This window comes from Streptomyces sp. NPDC006384, assembly GCF_042870695.1.
In the GTDB taxonomy this organism is placed as follows: Bacteria; Actinomycetota; Actinomycetes; order Streptomycetales; family Streptomycetaceae; genus Streptomyces.
Window position 1 is genome coordinate 1 of sequence record NZ_JBIAHR010000038.1, and the last position, 22,178, is coordinate 22,178.

Genomic DNA, 22,178 nt, shown 5'->3' on the forward strand with positions numbered 1-22,178 from the left:
GCGGCGAAGGCGGGCTGGTAGAAGGTCGCTGCCATGGCCAGGCCCGCCAGCAGCCAGGCAGCCGTGAATACGGCCAGGTTGGGGGCGTAGGCGAGGGCGAGCACGGCGGTGACGCCGAGAATCGAGCCCACGGTCATGACCGTACGGGGACCACGGCGGTCGAGGATGCGGCCGACGGGTATGCCTGCGAGTGCAGAAACGATCAGTGCGGCTGAGAAGGCACCGGTGGTGGTGGTGGCCGACCAGCCGGTGTCGGCGGTGATCCGCGGGTTCAGGACGGGGAAGGCGTAGTAGACGATTCCCCAGCTGGTGATCTGGGTGGCGCACAGGGCCGGCAGGGCGGCGCGAGGCCGTGACCGGTCCCCTCTTCCGGTCACGGCCTCACTGGTGGGCAGGTGGGTCATGGGCGGATCAGCAGCATCCGGCGGCGTCAGCCGCTTCCTCGGCGTCGGCAGGGCCAGCGCTCTGCTTGGTCAGGGTGTCGGCGTCGCCCTTGACCACGTAGACCTCCCAGGGCTCCTGGCCGGGGCCGTGGACCCAGACCTTGTCCTGCAAGGCACCCCATCTGTTCAGGCTTTCTTGAATTCAGGTTCCTGTGTATTGTCAGTGGCGTGCTGAATCTCGCCCAAGACATCAAGGTGCTGGCACGGTTCGGCCGTGCCCTGGCTGACCCGATCCGCTGCCGGCTGCTGCTCGCCCTGCGATCGGCTCCTGCTTACCCGTCCGACCTGGCGGATGCACTGGGTATTTCCCGGACCCGGCTTTCGAATCACCTGGCGTGTCTGCGCGATTGCGGGCTGGTCGTGGCGCTGCCCGAGGGCCGCCGCACGCGGTACGAGCTCGCCGACCCCCGCCTGGGGCATGCGCTGGACGACCTGCGCAGCGCTGTGGTGGCTGTCGCTGAGGATGGCTCGTGCCCGGATGCCGCAGAGAAGGGCTGCTGCTGATGGCGGCGGAGATCTCTCTCGGTCCGGCTCCGGCCCGCCGGGACGCCCTGGCACGGCGCATACGGTTCCTGGTCGCAGCGACGATCGCGTACAACGTGATCGAGGCGATCGTCGCCATCACAGCGGGATCGATCGCATCGTCCTCCGCTCTGGTCGGCTTCGGCCTGGACTCGGTGATCGAGGTGTCGTCGGCTGCCGCGGTCGCCTGGCAGTTTTCCGCTCGTGAGCACGACGTGCGCGAGGCACGGGAGAGGAGGGCACTGCGGATCATCGCAGTGTCGTTCTTCGCCCTGGCCGCCTTCGTATCGGTGGACGCGATCCGGTCCCTGGTCGGCAGCAGGGAAGCCGAGTCGTCACTGACCGGTATCGTGCTGGCCGCCGTGTCCCTGGCCGTCATGCCGTTCCTGTCCGCCGCACAGCGCCGAGCCGGCCGGGAACTCGGGTCGGCGTCGGCTGTCGCGGACTCCAAGCAGACGCTGCTGTGCACCTATCTGTCGGCGGTCCTGCTGGTGGGCCTGGTAGCCAACGCAGCGTTCGGCTGGCCCTGGGCGGACCCGATAGCGGCTCTGGTGATCGCGGGGGTCGCTGTCAAGGAAGGGCGGGAGGCGTGGCGAGGGGACGGTTGCTGTGCCCCGGACGGGCTGAGCACACTCAAGGCGGGCACTGACCCCGCCGAGCGGGCGGATACCTGCGGCTGCGCCCCGGGGTGCACCTGCTGCAACTGACCTGCTGTCCGATGGCTGGAGCACCCTGCCGTCGTACAACTTCACAAGGGGGAAGCGACTATCGGCCCCCTGAGCGCACGCACCAGCTCAGGGGGCTTGCTTCAGTGCGCCCAGAGCGCCACGGGCCACCACGGTCCCTACCGATCAGTGGCAGTACGGCCGGACCGGCATCCGGCACCCATTCGACTTCTGTTTGCGCCCTGCTGAGGAGCATCCATGGCAATGCCCGGCATCACCGCAACTGATCCATCAGCACCGTTGGCACGCAGACGCTGGCTCGCGCTGGCCGCACCCGTCTTCGGTCTGATGATCGTCGGTCTGGACGCGACGATCCTCACGGTCGCGCTGCCGACACTGGCTACTGATCTCGAAGCGACGACCACCGAGTTGCAGTGGTTCACCGACGGATACACCCTTCCCTTCGCCGGTCTGCTCCTGCCGCTCGGCGTCCTGGGCGACCGGATCGGCCGACGCCTGGTGCTGATCGGTGGCCTGCTGCTGTTCGGCGTGGGCTCGGCGATGGTCATGGCGGTCGACAGCCCCGACGGGCTGATCGTCGCCCGTGTGGTCATGGGGGCGGGTGCCGCCGCCATCACCCCGCTGGCCCTCGGAATGGTTCCGTTGATGTTCCCTCCCGAGGAGCGGTCGAAGGCGATGGCGACCGCCACCGGCGGGTTCGCCCTGGGCCTTCCGCTCGGTCCACTGGCCGGCGGATGGCTGCTGAGCAACTTCTGGTGGGGGTCGATCTTCCTCATCAGCATCCCGGTCGTGGTTCTGGCCGTCATCTGGATCATGCTGTTCGTCCCGGAGTCCCGTGACCCGCACGCGAAGCGTCTCGACCTCATCGGTGCTGCTCTGTCGCTCGTGGGTGTCTCGGCGTTCGTGTACGGCGTCATCGAGATCCCGAACGCCGGCTGGAGCGACCCCACGGTCCTGGTGACCATGGTGGGCGGCCTGGCTCTGCTGGGGTTGCTGCTGGTGTGGCTGCGCCGAGCTTCCAATCCACTGGTGGATCTCAGGTTCTTCCGCAACGCCCGCTTCACCTGGTCCAGCGTCGCGATCTCCTCAGTGATGCTCATCTTGTTCGGCGTGCTGTTCGTGGTACCGCAGTTCCTGCAGCAGGTGCAGGGCAAGGACGCCATGAACACCGGCCTGCACCTGCTGCCGATGATCGGCGCCCTGGTCATCGCTGCCGGCGTCGGCGGCCGACTGGTGGGCAAGATCGGGGCCAAGGTGATCGTCACTGCCGGCATGGTGCTGTGGATGGCCGGGCTGGGACTGCTGTCCACAGTGGATCCCGACACCGACTTCATGGTCACCGGGACGGCACTGGCCATCATGGGTCTGGCCCTGGGCTTCACCATGCCCACCACGTTGGACGCGATCCTCGGTTCCCTGCCGACCGACCAGGTGGGTGCCGGATCCGCGCTCGCCAACAGCATGCGGCAAATCGGTGCTTCGGTGGGTGTCGCCGTACTGGGGAGCGCGTTGAACTCCGCCTACCGCAACGGGGTCGACGATGACATTTCAGCCAGCCTGCCGCAGCAGGCACAGGAGGCGGTCAGGGACAACGTGGCCGGTGCACTCCAGGTCGCGGAGAAGCTCCCGGCCGCGCCCGCCGGCTCTCTCGCGGACTCCGCACGGGACGCCTTCGTGGCTGGCATGTCGACCGTGTCGCTAATCTGTGCCGGCCTCGCCGCCGTCACGGCGGTGGTGGTGGCCGTCCTGCTCCCGGCTCGCGACAGACAACCACTGGCGGCCGACGAGGCTGAAGAAGGGGCACAGGCCAAGATCGCCAGCCTGTAGAACTCCTGGCCCGGCCCGTGTCGGGAAGGCCAGGCCGGGCGCGGTAGCCGGCCTCGGGACTGGTAGGCCCACATGTTGAGGTGTCGCGTATGCGTCAGCCGAGACGTGCTCATGGGCTGATGAAGTGACAGGCAGTGACGCTCCGGGAGCTCGCTCTCCGCTGTTTGACTTTCTCTTGTGACTTGAGAGCTTCCGCTTACTCCAGATGGAGAGCTGCCAAGCGGGGCAGTCGACGAGTCATCTCGTCGTGGTCATCGAAATCGAAGTTCCAGGTGGGGTCCAGCTCCCGGTAGCGGATGGTGGGTGAGCTCGGGGGGAGCTGATCACCGGTCGCCGAGATGTGTGCGTTCCAGGCGATGCCCAGCATGTCCTCACCCTCCAGGTCGACGCCGTTGGCTGCGGAGGATTGAACGATGGGCAGTTCTGCCAGGGCATCGGGGTCAGCGACTACGCGCTCGAAGGTTTCACGGCCCTGCGCGATCAGCCAGCCGCGGAAGTAGTCGAAGCCGTCGTCTGAGCACCCACCGTTGACGATGTAAGCAGCGGCCCACAGAGGATTGGTGTAGGAGTCAACCATCAGGTCCCACAGAGCCTGCTCAGCTGCGACGATCTCCTCGACCGGTCGGAAGGCCAGCAGCGAGGTCGCCTCGCGAGCGACCGCTTCGCCGTCGTTCGGGTTGGATGCCTGATCGCGGGCTGCCTCGATGAGCTGCCAGAACTGCTGCTTGTTCATGGAGGCAGAGCATGCCACCCGGTACTGACATCGGGCCGAGGGGCGAGCTTGGCCCATCAGAGCAGCCACGTCGCTCCTGTCAGCGTGTGTGGTCGCCGGGTGCATATCGGCTCCAGGTTCCTCCGGCTTCGGTGACCAGGCGGGTGGCGGTCTTGTCGTGGTAGCCGAGTGCCTTCGCGATGACGGGTGCCGGGGCTTGGAGGACGAGCTGGCGGATCGCGGAGGTCCTGCCTCGTTGCGGCGGGACGCCGATCTTTCGGAGGTGGTCTTGGAGGCTGACTGGGTTCATAGGCTGCCCGGGCTGACGGCCGGGGAAGAGCCACTGCGAGCTCCTGCTGCTGGCGTAGGGCAGATGTTGCCGGGACTGCATGTAGGCCCGCATAAGGTCGGCGACAGGTTCGGGCAGCGGGGACGGCGGGTCTCCCAGTCGGACGGTGACGATGGCCTCGTCGTCGGTGATGTCGTCGATGGTGAGGCGGACGATACGGCTGACGGGCTGCGCGTAGAGGAGAACGAGCGCGGCGGCGACCCGGGCCCGCAGGGACAGGGAATCGTCGTTGAGGACCCGGCGGAGGATCGCGAGCCGGCGGTGCTGGTGCAACGGTTCCGGGTCCTGGGTGATGACCGCGGGCGGGAGCGTGAGGCGGGGCATCCTGCCGGTCTTGATGCACCACCGCAGGAATGACTGCGAGGGGCGGCGGGTGGCCAGGCTTTCGGTGTGCCAGGCGTCGATGTCGGCCTGCTGGCACTGCCCGATTACGCGTCCTCGGTCGGCGAGCCATCCGAGGAAGGCGCCGGCCTGGGTAACTTCTTGCTTGGTGTGGTTGGTCTGGGATCGTCCCAGCGGCCCCTTCTCCGCCTTCGTCCGCAGGCGCCGCATCTGGTGCCAGGTGGCGAAGTGGCGGAGAAGCTGACGGTGACCGGGATCCTCGATGGTGGCGAGCCGTTCGGTCAGCCAGCGCTGGTAGAGCAGGAGCTGCCGGTCGACTCGCGGGAGGACGGCACTGTCCATCAGCAGGTCACGCAGGTGAGTGACGGTCCGCCAGGGGGTTTCCTGGTGCAGCCCGTCATGGGAGAGCGGGATGCTGCCGGTGGCCAGGCCCCGCAGGAGGCGGACAACGTTGGGGTTGCGCAGCCAGATGAGCCGGCTCTTGGGCCGGTCCATCTCCAGCAGGACCTTGACCAGCGGCAGGAACGCCGGGGCGACGCGGCCGGTGCCGTCGTCGAGGAGGCGGGCGAGCGTGTCGGCGAGGGTGCAGTGTTCGCAGAGGCGTCCGCCAAGCAGCAGCCCCTCGGAGCCGCAGCGATCGCAGAAGAAGTCGCGGACGATGCCCGCGCAGTCGCGGCAGACCGGTGCGCCGTCGGTGTCCCGACCGGGCAGCAGCCGGTCGGTGTCGCAGGAGGGGCAGCGGCCACGGACTCGCATCGCGCGGTCGTAACAGGTCCGGCAGATCGGACCGTCCGACCACTCGGCGGACTTCGAGGCGCGGCGGCCGCAGCGTGCGCAGTCGCGGATCATCCACCGCTCGTACTCCTCGGGCGTCACCGTCACCCCTCGGGCGTCAGCCGGACCCGTGTGGGTCGGCGGGCAGCCAGGTTGATCGGCGCCTCTTCGCCAGCGGCGCGGCGAACCGGAAGGTTTTGGGCCGAGGTGGCGATCAGGTCGGTGGGCGTGCAGTCGAGGATGTCACAGAGGGTGGCCAGCACCGGCAGGGACAGCCGTTCCGGGGTCCCGGAGACCAGGCGGTGGACCTGTGAGGAGGACAGGGTGATGCCGCGTTCGGTCAGGTGCGGCATGAGCTCAGCGACGGTGAACATGCCGCGGGCGGCCATCAGCTCACGCAGGCGCCACCGGTAGCTGATCTGGCGTGGCATCAGGAGGTCCTTCCCGGCCGCAGAGCAGCCTCGATGGTGGCGTCCAGGACGCGCCGCAGGGAGCGGGTGCGGAAGTCGGAGGAGACGCAGGTGTAGATCGCGGTGGTGGAGGCATGGTCGTGCCCGACCTGCTGCTGGACGAACAGCGGGTCATGGCCGTCCTCGATCAGATGCGTGATGTAGGACCTGCGCAGTGAGTGGAACTCCAGCGCGGGGTCCAAGCCGACGGCGTCCCGGTAGGCCGCGAATCGGGAGTCCAGACGCTGGACCCCGACCCGCGGCCCACGCTCGGACGGCCAGAGGGCCCGACTTGGCGAATGCCGCATCCCGGGCCGCACCTCACTGATCCATTCCTCGATCGTGCCGGGTGTCCACTGCCAGACGGTCAGCACGCTGCGGCGCTTCGGAGGCGACCCCTTCTTGGCCTTGCCGTAGCGGACCAGCAGGGTGCCGTACTCGCCGAACTCCCGGCCCTCCGGATTGCGTCCGAAGTCGGTGAGGTCGAGCATCCGGGTCTCGTTGCGTCGCAGACCGTAGGCGTACGCGACCTTGAACAGGGCGGCGTCCCGGAAGGCCGGCAGCCAGCCCTTGCGGCCCTTGCGGCCCTTGCCGCGAACACGCAGGACCTCCTCGTCGGCGTGGTCGAAGAACGCTTCCAGCTCGGGCCGGGTGAAGGCACGTCGTTCCGGCTCGCCCTCGGCTTCGTCGGCGTGCGTCGCGGCGTTCCAGTCGTAGACCACCTGGACTGGGTGGGTACCGAAGTGCCGCAGGCACTCGTCGCTCCAGCCGTAGGCTGGGTTGGTCAGGAAGTCGCAGAACTGGCGCACGGAACCCTGGTAGTTGCGCAGGGTAGACCGGACGCATCCGTGCACGGCCCGCAGATCAGCCGACCATTCGTCGACGTGCTGCGGCGTCCACTGCCACGGCATCGCGTCGGCATGCCGGACGAAGGCGCGGACCGTACGTTCCTGGTCATCGACGTACCCCGGCGAGAGGTTCCGGGCGAGCTGCTGGTTGCGCCAGCCTTTGATCATCGCCTCGAAGACCTGCTCGTCCGGTCGCAGCAACGGCAGGCCGTCGATCAGGTGCAGCCGAGCAGAGCCTGGAACGTGACCGTCCCCACCCATCCGCCATCACTCTCCGTCCATCGCATCTGACGCGAGAATTTCGCATCAGATGCGACTCGGGGGCGTCTTCGCAGTTCAATCGCTCGATGGAGTGAGACATGCAGTTGTCTGCCGACAAGACCGCTACCGTGGCTCCGAGGCCAACGGCCCTGCTGGGACCGCATCTGTGCAGTGTCCGGCCAGCATTCAGGGCGAGTGTCGCCTATTCGCATCCGATGCAATTGGCGTCGGTAGGAACAACGGAACAGCCATTGGCGCCAAGCACTTGATCTTGGCGGTCCGCCGTTCCTTGGGTGGGTGGTGATGGTCAGCGGGCGGATTCTGGCTGGTCCGCCGCACGCGGGCCAGGGAGTTCGCTGGCCTGGAGGACGGCGAAGTCGGCGTGGGCCTGCTCGATGGCTTCGGGGTACGCCTCGCGCTTGGCGTGTTCGGCGAGTGCCCAGTAGATGCTCGCGACGGAGGGGTTCTGTCCCTTGCGTTTGCCGATGGGGGTGATCAGGTCGGGCTGGATCTGCTCGACGGACTCCCCGCCCGCGCGGCGCCGGAGCACGGTGTGGAGCATGTCGTCGGTGATGGCCAGGGACCGGCCGCCGTGCTTGCCCTTGCGGGCGGCGATGTCGAGCCCCTCCAAGGTGGACTCGCGGATGTTCTCCCGTTCGCGGCAAAGAATGCGAACAGCAGCTTGCCCGGGCCGGTGGGGTCGTAGATGCCGGGCAGGTGGCGGTGCGCGATCCTGGAGGCATGGAGATCGAGGTTCTGGTCGTGCCTGACTGCCCGAACGAGAAGGTGGCCGCCGACCGGCTGCGGCAGGCGCTGGATGAGGTCGGGCTGCGCGAGGTGGGGTTTACCGTGCGGGTGGTCGCTGACCAGGCGGAGGCGGAGCGGATTGCCTTCACCGGTTCGCCGACCATCTGGATCGGGGGATGCGACCCGTTCGCCCAGGCGGGCCGGGAGCCGGGGCTGGCGTGCCGGGTCTACCGGACGCCGGACGGCCTGGCTGGCGCTCCGGGGCTCGACGAACTGCGGCAGGCGCTGAGGGCTGCCGCAGCTTCTGGCTGATCCGCTCCGTCTGGGTGGGCGCGGGCTCCGGGAGGGCGTTGCGGTACAGAAAGTGCCGCTGAGATAGATCTTGCTCGACCGGGGCACTGCCGAGCGCGCGGGCGGTTAGTTGCATCAGTCCGGTTGGGCGGTGAGGCTGCCGCTTCTGGGGAGGAAGCGTCCGGTGCGGGCGGTGTAGGCCGATACGCGGGGCCATGCATGGCCTTGAGGTAGGGCTCCTCGACGACGCGGACCTGGAGCTGGATGGCGGTGATCAGGCAGGCCAGGGCGAGGAGGGAGACCCAGTTCGGGACCATCAGGGCCAGGCCGAGCGCGGTGATGGCCATGGCGGTGAAGACGGGGTTGCGGGCGTGCGCGAAGAGGCCGCCGGTGACCAGCGTCGTGCGTTCGTCCGTGTTCACGCCCACGCGCCAGGAGGCGCCCATGCTCGTCTGCGCGGTCAGGGTGGCCGCCATTCCTGCCAGTGTGATCACCAGTCCGGATCACTGCACGGCGGCGTGGCCGGCGGTGGGCAGTCCGGTGAGCGCGGCCACGGGAGCGGCGGTGCCGCCGAGCAGGGCGGTCACAAACAGCACGCCGGCCCACCAGGAGGCTTCGTCCGGGCGACCGGAGATGCCGCGGAAGCCCGCGTCGCCGGTGCGGCGGCGCTGCACGGCAGCGCGGACGCCGAAGGCGAAACCCGCCCACCCCAGGTAGAGGGCGAGTGCCGTCCAGACCCAGCCGCTCACCGCTTCGCCTCGGGTGCGGGCGCGCAGCAGGCGCATCCCGGACTGCAGATGCCGCACGCGTCCGCCTCGACGTCCAAAGAGGCGGTGGCAGCGGCGTTCGGGGCGCAGCAGCCCTTGCCCTGCCAGGCGTCGCGGCCTTCCTTGACGGCGATCGCGGCGATGACGAGGGCGGCGATGGGGTCGGCCCAGGACCAGCCGAGGGTCGCGTTGAGGACCAGGCCGACCAGGAGCACCGCGGACAGGTAGGTGCACAGCAGGGTCTGCTTGGAGTCGGCGACCGCGGACGCGGAGCCGAGTTCGCGGCCGGCCTTGCGCTGGGCGTACGAGAGGAACGGCATGATCGCCAACGACAGAGCGGCGATGATGATGCCCGGGGTCGAGGAGTCCGCCTCGCCGGTGCCGGTGAGCGCGCGGACGGCGTCGAAGGTGACGTACGCAGCGAGCGCGAAGAAGGAGACGGCGATGATCCGCAGGGTACGCTGCTCGCGCGCTTCACGGACGGCGTGGTCGGAGGCGGAGAACTGCCAGGCGACGGCGGCGGAGGAGGAGACCTCGATGATCGAGTCGAGGCCGAAGCCGATCAGGGCGGTGGAGGAGGCGATCGTGCCGGCGGTGAGGGCGACGACCGCCTCGATCACGTTGTAGGTGATGGTCGCGGCGACCAGCAGCCGTATCCGCTTGGCGAGCACTTCGCGGCGGGCCGGGGACGGCCCGAGGGATATCGCGGTCATCAGCAGTAGCCCTTCTCGTCGGCGTCTACGCAGGTGCAGTCGGTCTCGACGGCCACCACGGCGGTGCGCAGGTCGTCCAGGGCATGGCCGAGGCGTTCGGCGGCGAGCCCGTAGCGGGTACGGCGCCCGTCCGGGACGGTGACGACCAGGCCGCAGTCCCACAGACAGGCCAGATGGTTCGACAGCCGCGTACGCGAGATCCCGAGGGTGTCGGCGAGGTCGGCGGGATAGGCGAGGGCTCGCGCAGGGCGAGCAGGATGCGGCAGCGGATCGGGGCGGCGAGCGCGCGGCCGAAGCGGGCCAGCACCTCGATGTCGGAAGCAACAGTCAGCACACCGACGATACAAGAGATCCTGAATTCAAGGAAACCTGTATCGCCGTGGTCGTCGGTACGGCTCACCGCCAGGGGTGGCCGGCGGGTACGCGTGGCCGGGCTAGGCGTTCTTGACCAGCAGCGGCAGATCGTGGGCGAAGTCGTCGACCGTCGTGCCGCTCGTGTACACGACCCGGCCCTTGTCGTCGCCGGGGGTGAAGGCGATGACCTGGGTACCGTGGTCGGAGGTGACGGTGCCGTCGTGGTGCTTTGTGGGGTCCTCGACCGAGATGCCGACGCTGAGCGCGGCCTTCTTGACCTTGGCCAGGTCGCCGGACAGGCCGGTGAAGTTCGGCCCGAAGGACTTCAGCCACTTCCCCAGACTTTCGGGGGTGTCGCGCTCGGGGTCGGTGGTGACGAAGACGACCTCGACGCTGTCGCGCACGCTCTGAGGCTGCCCTGCCAGGGCGGTGGAGATGTCGCCCATGGTGGTGGGGCACACGTCGGGGCAGTTGGTGTAGCCGAAAAAGACCAGGGTGGCCTTGCCGGCGGTCTGCTTGCGCAGGTCGTAGGGCTTGCCGGTGGTGTCGGTCAGCACCAGGTCGGGCTTGGCGAAGCCGGGGTCGACGGCGGTGCCGCGGTAGGGGGAGTCGCTCTTGGCGGAGATCGCGGTGGGCTTGTCGGCGGCTTCGTGGTTGGCGCCGGAGGTGCCGCAGCCGGCCAGGAGGGCCGCGGCGGTGAGCGCGGTGGCGGACAGGCGGAGGGCGCGGGCGTGGTGCATGGCGGTGTCAGGTCCGATTCGTGGCGGGGCTGGCGGTCGGGGCGGGATCGAGAACGGCGTGGGTCAGGGCGCGGCCGCGGTCGGTGAGCGTGTACATCACCAGCCGTCCCTGGCGGCGTGAGGCGGCAAGGCCCGCCTGGCGCAGCTGGCGCAGGTGGTGGGAGACGAGGTTCTGGGCCTGGCCGATGACCCAGGCCAGGTCGCACACGCACAGCTCGCCGGCCTCGGCCAGGGCGGCGGCCACCTTCAGGCGGGTGGGGTCGGCCAGGGCCTTGGCGGCCGCGGCGGCCGTCTCCAGGCCGGGCAGGGGTGGCATGCGGCTGCGAATGGCCTCGGCCACCGGCAGGTCCAGGCACAGCAGGTCACAGGAGTCGTCCTGCTCCTCGCTCACGTTCACGTCTCAGTCCTTCATTCGGTCGTTTCAGTGCCGCGGCGGGCGGGGTCAGATGCCGACGGTGAAGCCGGCAGTCCAGGACTGCATCTGGCTGATCATCTGGCTCCAGACGCCGGTGACCATCAGCAGGCCGGTGGCGATCATCATGCCTCCGCCGACGCGCATCACCCACTGGTAGTGGGCCTTGACCCAGGCGAAGAACCCCATGGCCTTGCGGAAGGCGAGCCCTGCGGCCAGGAACGGGATGCCCAGCCCCGCGCAGTACGCCACGGTCAGCGCCGCGCCGCGAGAGGCGCTGGCCTCGCTGAAGGCGAGGGCCTGCACGGCGGCCAGGGTGGGGCCGATGCACGGCGTCCAGCCCAGCCCGAACAGCACGCCCAGCAGGGGTGCACCGGCCAGCCCGGCGGCCGGCCGGTGGTGCAGCCGCCACTCCCGGCGGATCCCCGGCAGCGCGCCCATGAACGACAGGCCCATCACGATGGTCACCGCGCCCAGCACGCGGATGAGGATGTCCTGGTGTTCCAGCAGCGTGTTGCCGGCGTAGCCGAACGCGGCGCCGAACGAGACGAACACAGCCGTGAACCCCGCCAGGAACAGCACGGTCCCGGCCACGATCCGGCCGCGGCGGGCGTCGGCCAAGTCGGCGCCGGTGATCCCGGTGACGTACGAAAGGTAGCCGGGCACCAGGGGCAGCACGCACGGGGAGAAAAAGGACACCAGCCCGGCGAGGGCGGCGATGGGGATGGCCAGCAGCACCGAGCCGCCCAGCACAGTGCCCTCCAGGTCCACGGCCAGCAGCATTCCGGTCACCCTTCCTTCACGACCGGGTCGATCAGGGAACGCAGTTCCGCCTCGGACAGCGCCTTCAGCGCCCGGGCGGCGATACGGCCCTCGCGGTCGATCACCAGCGTGGTGGGGATCGACGACGGCGGCAGGGTGCCCTTGAACTTCAGCAGCTGCCGCCCGTCAGGGTCGAACAGGCTGGGATAGGTGACGTTGAACGTCTCCTCGAAGCTCCGGGCCGCCTCGCGGGTGGCGTCGCGGGTGTTGATCCCCAGGAACACCACGCCCTGATCGCGCAGGTCGGCGTAGACCTCCTGCAGGTGCGGCGCCTCGGCCCGGCAGGGCGCGCACCACGAGCCCCACACGTTGATCACCACGATCTTGCCGCGGAAGTCCGACAGGGCGAGACCTTCACCGGTGAGGGTCTCGCCGCTGATGTCGGATGCCGCCTTGCGTTCGGCCGGGTCCAGGTGGGTCAGCTGCTGGTCAGCGGATGATGCCGCTGATTCAGAGGCAGGGTCGCCCTGGCCGCAGCCGGAGGCGGCGAAGGCGACGGCCAGGGCGGTGCCGACGAGGGCGGCCCGCCGGGATATCCGGGGACCGCTCGATGTGGTCGAGAACGGGGGCATCACAAATCCTTCGACAGTGCACACCAGAGACAGAACGGGGCCTGGGGGTCAGAGCAGGCTGGTCCAGTAGAGCCAGAACCGCTGAAGGATCAGCACGGCGATGATCAGGTACCAGGCGGTGAGGACCACACCGTGGTAGTCGGCTACCGCGCTCGCCCCACGGCGCACCGCTGCGGGCACGGGCAGGTGCTCGCGGGTGACGGCGTGCAGGGTGGTGTACCAGAAGAGAGGGATCATCACCGTCCACACGGCCATGCAGTACGGGCACAACGCGCCGATCCGGTACAGACTCTGGAAGATCAGCCAGTGGACGAACACCACACCGAACACGACCCCGGTTTGAAGGCCCCACCACATCCAGCGCGGCCAGACCGCCCCGGTCCACAGCACCACCCCCAGCGCCGTGACAACGGCGAAGCCGGCGATGCCCAGCAACGGGTTGGGGAAGCCGAACACCTCCGCCTGCGGCGTGCTCATCACCGACCCGCAGCTGAGAACCGGGTTGATGCTGCAGGAAGGGCTGTAGGAGGGGTCCTTCAGCAGAGCGATCTTCTCGACCGTCAGCGTGAACGCGGCCAGCAGGCCGATCGCGCCGGCGATCGTGAGGACCAGGGCTACCAGACGCTGCCCCACCGGCACCGTCGGCTGCACGCCCAGGGCCGGGGATGCGGTGGATGTCGTGATGGCGGTCACTTGGCCAGTTCCGCCTCGATGGCGGCCCTGAAGTCCGCCTCCGACTGGATCTGCGGCCTGTGGTCGTTGATGAAGAACGTCGGCGTGCCCTGCACCCCGAGCGCGAGACCGTCCTGACGGTCCTTGTCCACCCGCTTCGCGGTGGCCGGGTCCTTCCAGTCCGCCTCGAACTTCTTCATGTCCAGCCCCAGCTCCTTCGCGAAACCGCGGAAGGTCTCCTCGTGTGAGACCTGCTGGTCACCCCAGCTCTCCTGGGTCTCGTACATCTTCTGGTACATCGCCTCCAGCTTGCCCTGCTTGGAGGCGGCCTCCACCGCGCGGGCGGCCAGCTCGGCGTTCTTGTGGGTGGGGATCGGGAAGTACCGCATCACGAACGTCACCCGGCCCTCGTACTCCTTGCGCAGCCTCTCCACGACGGGGAAGGCGGCCCGGCACGACTCGCACTCCAGGTCCAGGAACTCCACGACCGTGACCTTGCCGTCCTTCGCGGTCGACAGCCGGTGGCTGTCGGGGCGGACCAGCACGGAGGCATCGGCCACCTTGCCCTCGCCGCTGTCCGACGCCTGCGCAGGCGCATCCGGCATGCGGTTGGCCGCCAGCAGGGCAGCAACGATCGCCGCGACGATGGCGACCAGCGCCAGGGAGATCTTCAGGTTCTTCGTCATGAGCCTTCAACCAAGGAGGCGGGCAGGAACACGGACACGCACGCCTCCCCCTCCGACACGCACACACGGCCGACGACGCATCGACACACTAACGGACGTTGATATGTCGATCGGCGCCGCCCTCGGCCGTGCCGCTACTGCTCGGCGGACACGGGCCGCTCGTCGCGCCAGGAGAGGGCGACGATCAGCAGGCCGCCGCAGACGATGAAGATGTCGGCGAGGTTGAAGGTGGGCCACCAGCCGGTGTGCAGGTAGTCGGTAACCTGCCCGTCCAGGCCCCGGTCGATGAGGTTGGCGCAGGCGCCGCCGAGGATCGCGGCGAGCGCGATGCCCCACGGCCGGCGGGCGGCCGGTGCGGTGCGCCACAGCGCGACGGCCACGGCGGTGGTGATCAACGCGGTGACGGCGATGACGATCCAGGCGGGGGCGTCGGCGGCGAAGGAGAACGCGACGCCGGGGTTGAAGGCGAGCTCCAGGTCGAGCGGGCCGCCCTCGACCGGGGTGCCCGGCAGGGCACGCTCGGCCCACGCCTTGAGGCCCAGGTCCACGACGGCGAGGACAGCGGCCAGGGCCAGCAGCCCCATCCGGCGCCTGAGAGCGCCGGACCGGGCCGCGGCCGTAGTGGGTGCGGTCACTTGCAGCCGTCCGAGCAGGAGCCGCCGGCCGCGGAGGCGGGCTTGCCGTCGTCTTCGTCATCGCAGCCGTCGTCGCAGACCAGTTCACCCTCCCAGGCTTCCTTGCCCTCCATGATCGCGAAGGCGGCGATGACGAATCCGGCGACCGGGTCGAGCCAGGTCCAGCCAAACGCGGCGAACGCGAGCAGGCCGGCGAAGGTGGACACGCTCAGCCAGGCGCACAACTTGGTCTCGGCGGCGTCCGCGACGACCAGGCGGGAGTTCATCTCCAGGCCGGCCTTCCGCTTGGCGCGCGCCAGCCACGGCATGATCACGATGGACAGGCCGGTCAGGACGATGCCGACCAGCGAGGTGTCGGGCTTCGCGCCGCCGACCAGGTCGCGGATGCCTTCGACGGTGACGTAGGCGGCGAGCGCGAAGAACGTGAGCGCGATGAATTTCAGCGCCCGGCGTTCCTTGGCCTCGTCCGGCTCACCGCCCTTGATCTCCGCCAGCAGCCGCACCAGGACCACCACGGCGGCGGCGACCTCGATACCGGAGTCGATGCCGAAGCCGATCAGCGACACCGCACTGGCGACCGCGCCGGCGGAGATGGCGATGATGCCCTCGATGACGTTGTAGCCGATGGTGAACTTGGCGTAACCGACCGCGCGGTGAGCGGCCGGGCTGGCCACATCCGGGACGGTCGCGGCGGCGGGGGAGGCGCTCATCGGGTGGACTCCTCGGTGGCAGAGGGGATGCCGTAGGTGGGGCAAAGGTCGACTGCCTCGCCGGTGGCGGCGAGCAACTGCTCGGCGGCGGCCAGCAGGTCCAACAGTTCCGGGCGTGCCAGAGAGTGCAGCGATGCGCGTCCGACGGGACGGGATACGACCAGCCCGCACTCTCGCAGGCAGGACAGGTGGGCCGAGACGGTGGACTGTGCGAGCCCCACGCAGGTGACGAGGTCGGTGACGCGCGCCTCTCCCTCGGCCAGCCGCCGCAGGATGGCCAGGCGGGCCGGATCGCCGAGTGACCGGAAGAGAGCCACTGCCGCTGTTGGCGCGGCGCAGGGATCCGCCGCCAGGGATGTCTCCGTCTGTTTCATCAGTCACTCTCCGTTATCGCAATGGCCGTCGCCGTCTCGAAACGCTGGCGAGGGGCGCTATTCATCGTCTGGAGCCGATGATAGCGTGCGAAGTCGATGCGGAAGGTTCCGCTCGATGACCTTTACGGTTACCGATCGGTTTCATCCATCTGTTCCGATTACATCGTTAGCATCCGATGTTGGAGCGGTCGTCAGGGGGACGACTTCGCTGCAATGGGGGTGCAGAGATGCAGGTGCTCGTGGTGGAGGACGACACGCGGATCGCCGAGGCGCTGACGGAGGCACTGCAGCGGTTCGGGCATGACGTCGACTGGGTCGGCAGCGGTGCCGAGGCACTCAAGGCGGCACCGTCCACCGAGTTCGTCCTGCTGGACCTGGGGCTGCCGGACCTGGACGGGCAGGAGGTGTGCCGGCGCGTACGGGAGGCGTCGGCCGTGCCGATCATCGCGGTGACGGCCCGGTCCGAGGAACTCGACCGGGTCCTGGTGCTTCAGGCCGGCGCCGACGACTACCTGGTCAAGCCTTACAGCATGCGTGAGTTGCTGGCGCGGATGGAGGCGGTCGCCCGGCGGGTGCACGCGCCCGCCGCTGTGCAGGCGTCTGGTGGGGGGAATGCAGGTGAGCTCTGCGCGTTCGGGCCGTTGCTCGTGGACATGCGCACCCGTCAGGTGCAGATGGACGGGGAACTGGTGCAGCTGACGCGCCGTGAGTTCGATCTGCTGGCTGCTCTTCTCGCGGACGCCGGTGCGGTGCGCGGCAGGGAGGAGCTGATCAGCGAGGTGTGGGATCCGAACTGGCACGGCTCCACCCGCACGCTCGACGTCCACGTCGGCTCGCTGAGGACCAAGCTCGGCGGCCGCGAGTGGATCCAGTCGGTGCGGGGTGTGGGCTTTCGTCTGGTCGTGCCCGACCAGCGCTGACCAGGCACCGATGTGGCAGGACGATGAAGGGGGAATGCTGGCGTGCGGCGTCACCTGGTGGCCGCGTTGGTCGCCTTACCAGTCGCGGTGGTCACCGTCCTGGGGCTGCCACTGGCTCTGCAGCGCAGCGACGAGGCGCTGCGGGAACTCGCACACGCGCGGGCGACCGAAGCCCGACAGCTGTCGTCCGCGGCGGTGCAGGCGCTCTCACATGGTGAACGGGAGGTGCTGCGGCAGCGGATCGCTGACTACCAGGACCGTACGGGCGGCCGCGCACACGTCTTCAACGCCCGGGGGCGGTCGGTGGACGGGGCATTGTGCCTGCTGTCACCTGACGAACTCGCGCAGCAGAACGTGGTGCGGGCGGCGTTGCAGGGGCAGTTCACCGACTCCTCCGACCGGCGGGTCGCCAAGGCCGCCGAGGAGCTGATCGTGGCGGTGCCGGTCATCCATGGGGGCATGCTGGTCGGCGTCGTGGTGGTGTGTTCAGCCCTGGACGATCTGCAGCTGAAGCAGTGGACGATCTGGGCCGTGGTCGCTGTGATCGCAGCCCTGGCCCTGGCGGCGAGCGGCTTTCTGGCGGAGCCGCTGGCCCGATGGATTCTGCGGCCCGTGCGCTATCTGGAGGCGGCAGCCCGCCGGTTCGCCGCCGGGGACCACGATGCCCGGGTGCCGGTCCATCTGGGCCCGCCGGACCTGCGGGTGCTCGCGGAGACCTTCAACCACCTGGCCGAGCAGGTGCAGCACCAGGTCACCGTGCAGAAGTCGTTCGTCTCGGACGCCTCGCACCAGCTCAGGTCCCCGCTGGTGGCGCTGCGGCTGCGCCTAGAGAACCTGGAGCCTCATATCGCGCCGGACGGAAGCCGGGGTCTGGAGCAGGCACTGGGCGAGGTGGACCGGATGACCGGCATCCTCAACGCACTGCTGCTCCTGGCCCGGGCGGAGTCCGGTGCCCAGGCCGTCGAGTGTGTGGATGTGCGGGCGGTCGCCGAAGAACGGGTGGCGTCCTGGCGGCTGGTGGCCGAGCCCAGGAACATCACCGTGACCATCGACGGCGAGGGGGACCTTGTGGCATCGGCCGTCGCCGGCACGGTCGACCAGGTCCTGGATGTGTTCCTCGACAACGCCCTGCGCATGGCTCCGCCCGGGTCAACAGTCCAGGTGCGCCTGGTCGAGGACACGGCGATGGTGGCGGTGCAGTGCATCGATGCCGGCCCCGGTATGCGTCCTGACGAGCGGGCCCGTGCCTGCGACCGCTTCTGGCGCGGGGCCAGGGCCGCCGGAGAGGGATCCGGCCTGGGACTGGCCATCGCTGCCAGTCTCGCCCGGGCGAACAACGGTCACGTCCTGCTCCAGGAGGGTCCTGGCGGGGGGCTGCACGCCGAGTTGCGCCTGCCGGCACGGGGACCCGCACGAGCCGAGCGCCGCCCCGGCGCCCTCCTGCAAAAGAGCCGGGGGTGATCTCGGCACCACTTCTGCATGTCTCTTGCATCTGCACTGCCGGACTGCTGCAGCAGGCGTTCTTACGCTGACGCCCGGCACTGCCCTGCACGGTGCGCCTACCCGGGGCCCACGTTTTCCGGCCCCCTATTTCCTTTCCTGCGCGCCCCACCGGGCCGCTCCCTTTGTCTCACCTCCAAGGAGGAGGCGTGGGTTCCCAGCCCTCTGTCCGCAGCCAGACGCCGTCGACAACCGCACCGCCGGTTGTCCCGAAGGGATTGGCCGCGCTGGGCCGCTGGCTGGCACGGCGCCGGCTGCTGGTCCTGCTGGTCGCTTTGGCAGCGCTGGTCGTTGCTGTTCCGTTCGGCTCCGATGTGGAAAGCCGCCTGTCGGAAGGCGGCATCACCGTTCCGGCTTCGGAGTCGGCCCGCGCCGACGAACTGCTCAATACCCGCTTCGAAGGCGGCTCCCCGCACCTGGTGTTCATCGCCGCCGCCGATACCAGCATCGACGGCCCGGAGGTCAGCAGGGAGGGGGCCGCGCTGACCGAGCGCCTGGCCGGGGAGCGGGGTGTGGTGCAGGCGGCGTCCTACTGGACTCTGGACAAGGCGCCCACGCTCCGCTCGAAAGACGGCCGCACCGGACTGGTCATGGTGCGGCTGGCCGGTGACGAGGACGAGGTCCGCAAGACCGCGGCCAGGATCGTGCCCGAGGTGGTGGGCGAACAGGGCCCGCTGAAGATGACCGCAACCGGCGTCACCGCTGTCCGTATGGAGATCGAGAAGCGCAGCGAGGAAGACCTCACCAAGGCCGAGCTGCTGTCCGGCCCGCTGGTACTGATCATCCTGCTGCTCGTGTTCGGCAGTGTCGTCGCCGCGAGCACTCCCCTCGCGGTCGGCATTCTCGCCGTGATCGGCTCGTTCGTCATCCTGCGGCTGCTCGACATGGTCGTGCAGGTGTCGGTGTTCTCCGTCAACATCACCACCGCGCTGGGCCTGGGTCTGGCCATCGACTACAGCCTCTTCATCGTCACCCGATACCGCGAGGAACTCGCCCATGGCCGCACCGTTCACGAGGCGATCGGCGAATCCGTACGCACCGCCGGACGGACCGTGTTGTTCTCCGCCCTGACGGTCGCCCTGTCCCTGTCGGCCATGCTCGTCTTCCCCATGTACCACCTGCGGTCCTTCGCCTACTCCGGGATCGCCGTGGTGATCCTCGCCGCGCTCGGCTCCGTCATCGTGTTGCCCGCGCTGCTGGCCGTACTGGGCCACCGCATCGACGCCCTCAACGTCCGGCGCCTCTTCCGCCGCAACGCCAAGACGGCCGCGGCCCGTACCGACACGGCAGGGTTCTGGCACAAACTGGCCATGGCCGTCATGCGCCGGCCGCTGCCGTTCGCGCTGACGATCGCAGCCGTCCTCGTGGCGCTCGGCCTGCCGTTCATGCGGGCCGAGTTCGGCGACAGCGACGACCGGGTGCTGCCCGCCAGCTCGCCCGCCTACCAGGGCGCCCAGGTGTTGCGCGAGGAGTTCGACAACCGGGAGGGCTCCCCGCTGAACGTGGTGCTGCCCGACATCGACCCGGCGTCGTCGTCCGCCAAGGTGGCCGACTACGCCAAGCAGCTGTCCACCGTGCCCGGCATCACCCGGGTCGACGCTGTGACCGGCTCCTACAGCGAAGGCGCCCAGACCGCTCCGCCCGGCCCGGCCTCCGAGCGGTTCAAGGCCGACCAGGGCACCTGGCTGTCGGTGGTCTCCGACACCGAGCCCTATTCCGAGCGAGGCATGGACCTCGTTAAGACGGTGCGCGCGCAGCCCGCACCGGACACCGTGCTCGTCGGCGGACAGGCCGCGCTGCTGGTGGACTCCAAGGCCACTCTCGCGGACAAGCTGCCCTGGGCGCTCGGCATCATCGCGCTGTCCACCATGGTGCTGCTGTTCCTGTTCACCGGCAGCCTCCTCATCCCGCTCAAGGCCATCGTGCTGAACCTGCTCAGCCTCACCGCGACGTTCGGTGCGATGGTGTACGTCTTCCAGGACGGGCACCTGCGCTGGCTGGTCGGCGACTTCACCGTCACCGGCATGCTCGACATCGACACCCCGATCCTGATGTTCTGCGTCGCCTTCGGCCTGTCCATGGACTACGAGGTCTTCCTCCTGTCGAGAATCAAGGAGGAGTACCACCGCACCGGCGACAACGTCTCCGCCGTCGCCTGGGGCCTGGAGCGCACCGGCCGGCTGGTCACCGCAGCCGCCGCCCTGGTCGCCACCGTCCTGCTCGCCTTCGCCACCTCCTCGCTGACCCCGCTCAAGCTCCTCGGCGTCGGCCTGGCGCTCGCCGTGATCGTCGACGCCACCCTGGTGCGCGGCATCCTCGTCCCGGCGTTCATGCGCCTGGCCGGCCGCGCGAACTGGTGGGCGCCGCGGCCGCTCGCCCGTCTGCATCAAAAGATCGGCCTCGACGACTGAGAGACAACTCGGCGGGGGTGGAGGGCACAACGTCTTCCACCCCCGCCCTCGTCTTGGCGGGCCGCACCGCTCCCGTCACGCCCCGCTCCACAACGCCCCGTGATCACCCATCAGCCACGTGAGGCGGGCTCTCTCACACGGGCACGAGTCGCGCACTGGCCGTGAGCACCGGCAAATGCCCCGGGACTGACCCGCCAGGCGCCGCGCGGGACGGGTGCAGGCTTGGCGGCCGCAAGCGTCACCTGCCGTGCAGAACCACACCAAAGAGATCATGTCGAACTCATGAGCGGAACCTGGGGGTCCGTTGCAGAGGTGCTGCATCTGCGGCTCATAACGTGGGCTGTGCCGCTGGGGCGTTCGACCGAGAACAGTTCGCATGACGTCGCGAGCGGCCAGATACGTGTTGAGCTACCAGGTGGGGGGACCCGGTCCATGCGGTTTCTGCAGCGTGAACGTACCGTCGTCGAGGAAGTGCTGCCCGGTCTCGACCAGCGTCTGACCGCGCTGCCGCTGGCCAAGCTCGAGGCCGCCGACAGCCCTGGTGTCAAGCTGTTTTGTGACGCCGGCGGCCCCGGACTGCTGGTGCCCGCCGAGCACGGCGGCCGCGGTGCGGACCTGCTGACCGCTCTGCGGGTGCAGCGGGCGATCGGCTCCCGCTCTCCCTCCCTGGCCGTGGCGACCACCATGCACCATTTCTCCGCGGCCTCCCTGGTCGAGGCGGCGGCCACCAGCAGCGGAATGGAATGGATGCTGCTGGCCGCCATCGCCAAGGACAATCTGCTCCTCGCCTCCGGCTTCGCCGAGGGACGCACCGGCCAGGGCATCCTCAACCCCTCTCTGACCGCCCGCACCGACGGCGACAAGGTGTTCCTGAGCGGGTCGAAGAAGCCGTGCAGCCTCGCCCGCTCCATGAATCTGCTCACCGCGTCCCTGCCCCTGCCCGGCCCGGACGGTCACGATCAGCTGGCCATCGCCCTGATCCCCGCTGACGCTCCCGGGGTGTCCGTCAAACCGTTCTGGGGCAGCCCGATCCTGGCCGGAGCCGAAAGCGACGAGGTGGTTCTGGACGACGTCGAGGTGCCGGCCGAGCTGCTGGTACGTACGGACGTCACCGCCGACGGCCGCCTGGACCAGCTGCAGACCGTCGGGTTCGTGTGGTTCGAAGGGCTCATGACGGCCAGCTACCTCGGAGCCGCCTCCGCCCTGGTCGAGCGTGTCCTCGGCGACACCCGCGCGAGCGCGGCTGTCGCCGCCGAGGCGGTGACCTGCGTCGAGTCCGTCGCCCTCGCCCTGGAGGGGCTCGCCGCAGACGCGACAACGGCCGGCGTCACCCAGGACACGCTGTCACGGTCCCTGATGTGCCGGTACGCCGCCCAGGACGCGATCAACCGGGTGCTGTCGCTGAGCGTGGAGGCACTGGGCGGTATGGCGTTCATCGGCTCGGGGGACGTCGCCTACCTGAACTCCGCCTGCCGGGCGCTGGCCTTCCACCCCCCATCCCGCTCCCGCATGGCCGCCCCGCTGACCGAGTACTTCACCGGCGACGCCCCGCTGCGCATCCCCTAGGCGTCCGGACACCCCTGCACTACGAGCGGCCTCTCGTGCCGCGTCCTGGCCTTCACCCGCTCACGGTCCCCGG

Annotated in this window: 26 protein-coding genes and 2 pseudogenes; 8 read left to right on the forward strand and 20 right to left on the reverse strand. The window is 69.2% G+C overall.

The features are described 5' to 3' along the window. Together ACFYOJ_RS34240 and ACFYOJ_RS34245 are read right to left on the reverse strand one after the other, a co-directional pair. Window positions 1-404 (reverse strand): MFS transporter (locus ACFYOJ_RS34240; protein ID WP_388598514.1); only part of this gene is annotated, 404 nt, incomplete at its 3' end. A 7-nt stretch (window positions 405-411) separates the two neighbouring features. Continuing rightward, window positions 412-558, reverse strand: a pseudogene (locus tag ACFYOJ_RS34245) (glyoxalase/bleomycin resistance/dioxygenase family protein); the annotation flags it as partial. Between the two features lie 53 nt (window positions 559-611). Between ACFYOJ_RS34245 and ACFYOJ_RS34250 the strand changes: the two are divergent. The 3 genes from ACFYOJ_RS34250 (at window position 612) to ACFYOJ_RS34260 (ending at window position 3,478) form a co-directional block, all read left to right on the forward strand. After that, complete coding sequence (locus ACFYOJ_RS34250; protein ID WP_061441645.1) at window positions 612-947, forward strand: helix-turn-helix transcriptional regulator; 336 nt, start codon at window positions 612-614, stop codon at window positions 945-947. Then, window positions 947-1,672 (forward strand): cation diffusion facilitator family transporter, encoded by a 726-nt coding sequence (locus ACFYOJ_RS34255; RefSeq protein ID WP_061441646.1) that lies wholly within the window; start codon window positions 947-949, stop codon window positions 1,670-1,672. Before ACFYOJ_RS34250 ends, ACFYOJ_RS34255 begins: the two co-directional genes overlap by 1 nt. Before the next feature lie 222 nt (window positions 1,673-1,894). After that, window positions 1,895-3,478, forward strand: a complete 1,584-nt coding sequence (locus tag ACFYOJ_RS34260; RefSeq protein ID WP_181849653.1) for a DHA2 family efflux MFS transporter permease subunit — start codon at window positions 1,895-1,897, stop codon at window positions 3,476-3,478. A 196-nt stretch (window positions 3,479-3,674) separates the two neighbouring features. On the opposite strand, the gene ACFYOJ_RS34265 is transcribed toward ACFYOJ_RS34260, so the two are convergent. From ACFYOJ_RS34265 to ACFYOJ_RS34285, 5 genes are all read right to left on the reverse strand, one after another. Then, a complete protein-coding gene (locus tag ACFYOJ_RS34265; RefSeq protein ID WP_061446800.1) occupies window positions 3,675-4,211 on the reverse strand; it encodes a DUF4240 domain-containing protein in 537 nt (178 codons plus the stop codon). Between the two features lie 79 nt (window positions 4,212-4,290). Further along, entirely contained in the window at window positions 4,291-5,757 is a 1,467-nt protein-coding gene (locus tag ACFYOJ_RS34270; RefSeq protein WP_181849654.1) for a hypothetical protein, read from the reverse strand. Between the two features lie 2 nt (window positions 5,758-5,759). Beyond that, the gene (locus ACFYOJ_RS34275) at window positions 5,760-6,086 is read right to left on the reverse strand and encodes a helix-turn-helix transcriptional regulator (RefSeq protein ID WP_061441649.1); all 327 of its coding nucleotides are present in this window, start codon (window positions 6,084-6,086) and stop codon (window positions 5,760-5,762) included. Further along, on the reverse strand, window positions 6,086-7,213 hold the full coding sequence (locus ACFYOJ_RS34280) for a site-specific integrase (RefSeq protein ID WP_114532852.1): 1,128 nt from the start codon (window positions 7,211-7,213) through the stop codon (window positions 6,086-6,088). Before ACFYOJ_RS34280 ends, ACFYOJ_RS34275 begins: the two co-directional genes overlap by 1 nt. A 307-nt stretch (window positions 7,214-7,520) precedes the next feature. Then, complete coding sequence (locus ACFYOJ_RS34285; protein ID WP_228126030.1) at window positions 7,521-7,844, reverse strand: hypothetical protein; 324 nt, start codon at window positions 7,842-7,844, stop codon at window positions 7,521-7,523. Between the two features lie 110 nt (window positions 7,845-7,954). Here ACFYOJ_RS34285 and ACFYOJ_RS34290 point away from each other — a divergent pair, with 110 nt between their 5' ends. Beyond that, the gene (locus ACFYOJ_RS34290) at window positions 7,955-8,272 is read left to right on the forward strand and encodes a hypothetical protein (protein WP_061446802.1); all 318 of its coding nucleotides are present in this window, start codon (window positions 7,955-7,957) and stop codon (window positions 8,270-8,272) included. Here the strand turns inward: ACFYOJ_RS34290 and ACFYOJ_RS34295 are convergent. The 13 genes and pseudogenes from ACFYOJ_RS34295 to ACFYOJ_RS34355 all read right to left on the reverse strand — a co-directional run bounded on the left by ACFYOJ_RS34295 (window position 8,188) and on the right by ACFYOJ_RS34355 (window position 15,708). Then, a complete protein-coding gene (locus ACFYOJ_RS34295) occupies window positions 8,188-8,727 on the reverse strand; it encodes a methyltransferase (protein WP_309475073.1) in 540 nt (179 codons plus the stop codon). The genes ACFYOJ_RS34290 and ACFYOJ_RS34295 overlap by 85 nt on opposite strands. A gap of 27 nt (window positions 8,728-8,754) precedes the next feature. After that, window positions 8,755-9,000 carry a hypothetical protein gene (locus ACFYOJ_RS34300; RefSeq protein WP_228126032.1) on the reverse strand — a complete coding sequence of 82 codons (246 nt, stop codon included), beginning with the start codon at window positions 8,998-9,000 and terminating at the stop codon, window positions 8,755-8,757. Continuing rightward, window positions 8,997-9,731, reverse strand: a complete 735-nt coding sequence (locus ACFYOJ_RS34305; protein WP_061441651.1) for a cation transporter — start codon at window positions 9,729-9,731, stop codon at window positions 8,997-8,999. The genes ACFYOJ_RS34300 and ACFYOJ_RS34305 overlap by 4 nt, the downstream gene beginning before the upstream one ends. Further along, a pseudogene (locus tag ACFYOJ_RS34310) lies at window positions 9,731-10,065 on the reverse strand (ArsR/SmtB family transcription factor). Before ACFYOJ_RS34310 ends, ACFYOJ_RS34305 begins: the two are co-directional and overlap by 1 nt. Before the next feature lie 100 nt (window positions 10,066-10,165). Next, complete coding sequence (locus ACFYOJ_RS34315) at window positions 10,166-10,825, reverse strand: SCO family protein (RefSeq protein WP_114532854.1); 660 nt, start codon at window positions 10,823-10,825, stop codon at window positions 10,166-10,168. A 7-nt stretch (window positions 10,826-10,832) separates the two neighbouring features. Further along, a complete protein-coding gene (locus ACFYOJ_RS34320) occupies window positions 10,833-11,222 on the reverse strand; it encodes a metalloregulator ArsR/SmtB family transcription factor (RefSeq protein WP_228126033.1) in 390 nt (129 codons plus the stop codon). Between the two features lie 45 nt (window positions 11,223-11,267). Further along, entirely contained in the window at window positions 11,268-12,020 is a 753-nt protein-coding gene (locus ACFYOJ_RS34325) for a cytochrome c biogenesis CcdA family protein (protein ID WP_061441653.1), read from the reverse strand. 5 nt (window positions 12,021-12,025) lie between these two features. Then, window positions 12,026-12,631 (reverse strand): TlpA disulfide reductase family protein, encoded by a 606-nt coding sequence (locus ACFYOJ_RS34330; RefSeq protein ID WP_107071648.1) that lies wholly within the window; start codon window positions 12,629-12,631, stop codon window positions 12,026-12,028. Between the two features lie 48 nt (window positions 12,632-12,679). Next, on the reverse strand, window positions 12,680-13,324 hold the full coding sequence (locus ACFYOJ_RS34335; RefSeq protein WP_078884537.1) for a vitamin K epoxide reductase family protein: 645 nt from the start codon (window positions 13,322-13,324) through the stop codon (window positions 12,680-12,682). Then, window positions 13,321-13,989, reverse strand: a complete 669-nt coding sequence (locus tag ACFYOJ_RS34340; RefSeq protein WP_061441654.1) for a thioredoxin domain-containing protein — start codon at window positions 13,987-13,989, stop codon at window positions 13,321-13,323. The genes ACFYOJ_RS34335 and ACFYOJ_RS34340 overlap by 4 nt, the downstream gene beginning before the upstream one ends. Before the next feature lie 134 nt (window positions 13,990-14,123). Beyond that, a complete protein-coding gene (locus ACFYOJ_RS34345; RefSeq protein WP_061441655.1) occupies window positions 14,124-14,624 on the reverse strand; it encodes a signal peptidase II in 501 nt (166 codons plus the stop codon). Then, window positions 14,621-15,334: a cation transporter gene (locus ACFYOJ_RS34350; RefSeq protein ID WP_061441656.1), complete on the reverse strand. Its 714-nt coding sequence runs from the start codon at window positions 15,332-15,334 to the stop codon at window positions 14,621-14,623. The genes ACFYOJ_RS34345 and ACFYOJ_RS34350 overlap by 4 nt, the downstream gene beginning before the upstream one ends. After that, on the reverse strand, window positions 15,331-15,708 hold the full coding sequence (locus ACFYOJ_RS34355) for a helix-turn-helix transcriptional regulator (protein WP_061441657.1): 378 nt from the start codon (window positions 15,706-15,708) through the stop codon (window positions 15,331-15,333). The genes ACFYOJ_RS34350 and ACFYOJ_RS34355 overlap by 4 nt, the downstream gene beginning before the upstream one ends. Window positions 15,709-15,935: 227 nt before the next feature. Here ACFYOJ_RS34355 and ACFYOJ_RS34360 point away from each other — a divergent pair, with 227 nt between their 5' ends. The 4 genes from ACFYOJ_RS34360 to ACFYOJ_RS34375 all read left to right on the forward strand — a co-directional run bounded on the left by ACFYOJ_RS34360 (window position 15,936) and on the right by ACFYOJ_RS34375 (window position 22,105). After that, window positions 15,936-16,628, forward strand: coding sequence for a response regulator transcription factor (locus ACFYOJ_RS34360; RefSeq protein ID WP_061441658.1), 693 nt, complete (start codon window positions 15,936-15,938; stop codon window positions 16,626-16,628). Between the two features lie 66 nt (window positions 16,629-16,694). Beyond that, window positions 16,695-18,089 carry a HAMP domain-containing sensor histidine kinase gene (locus ACFYOJ_RS34365; RefSeq protein ID WP_147286339.1) on the forward strand — a complete coding sequence of 465 codons (1,395 nt, stop codon included), beginning with the start codon at window positions 16,695-16,697 and terminating at the stop codon, window positions 18,087-18,089. Window positions 18,090-18,277: 188 nt separating this feature from the next. Next, a complete protein-coding gene (locus ACFYOJ_RS34370; protein ID WP_181849655.1) occupies window positions 18,278-20,539 on the forward strand; it encodes an MMPL family transporter in 2,262 nt (753 codons plus the stop codon). 432 nt (window positions 20,540-20,971) lie between these two features. Next, complete coding sequence (locus tag ACFYOJ_RS34375) at window positions 20,972-22,105, forward strand: acyl-CoA dehydrogenase family protein (RefSeq protein WP_061441661.1); 1,134 nt, start codon at window positions 20,972-20,974, stop codon at window positions 22,103-22,105. Window positions 22,106-22,178 lie beyond the last annotated feature (73 nt).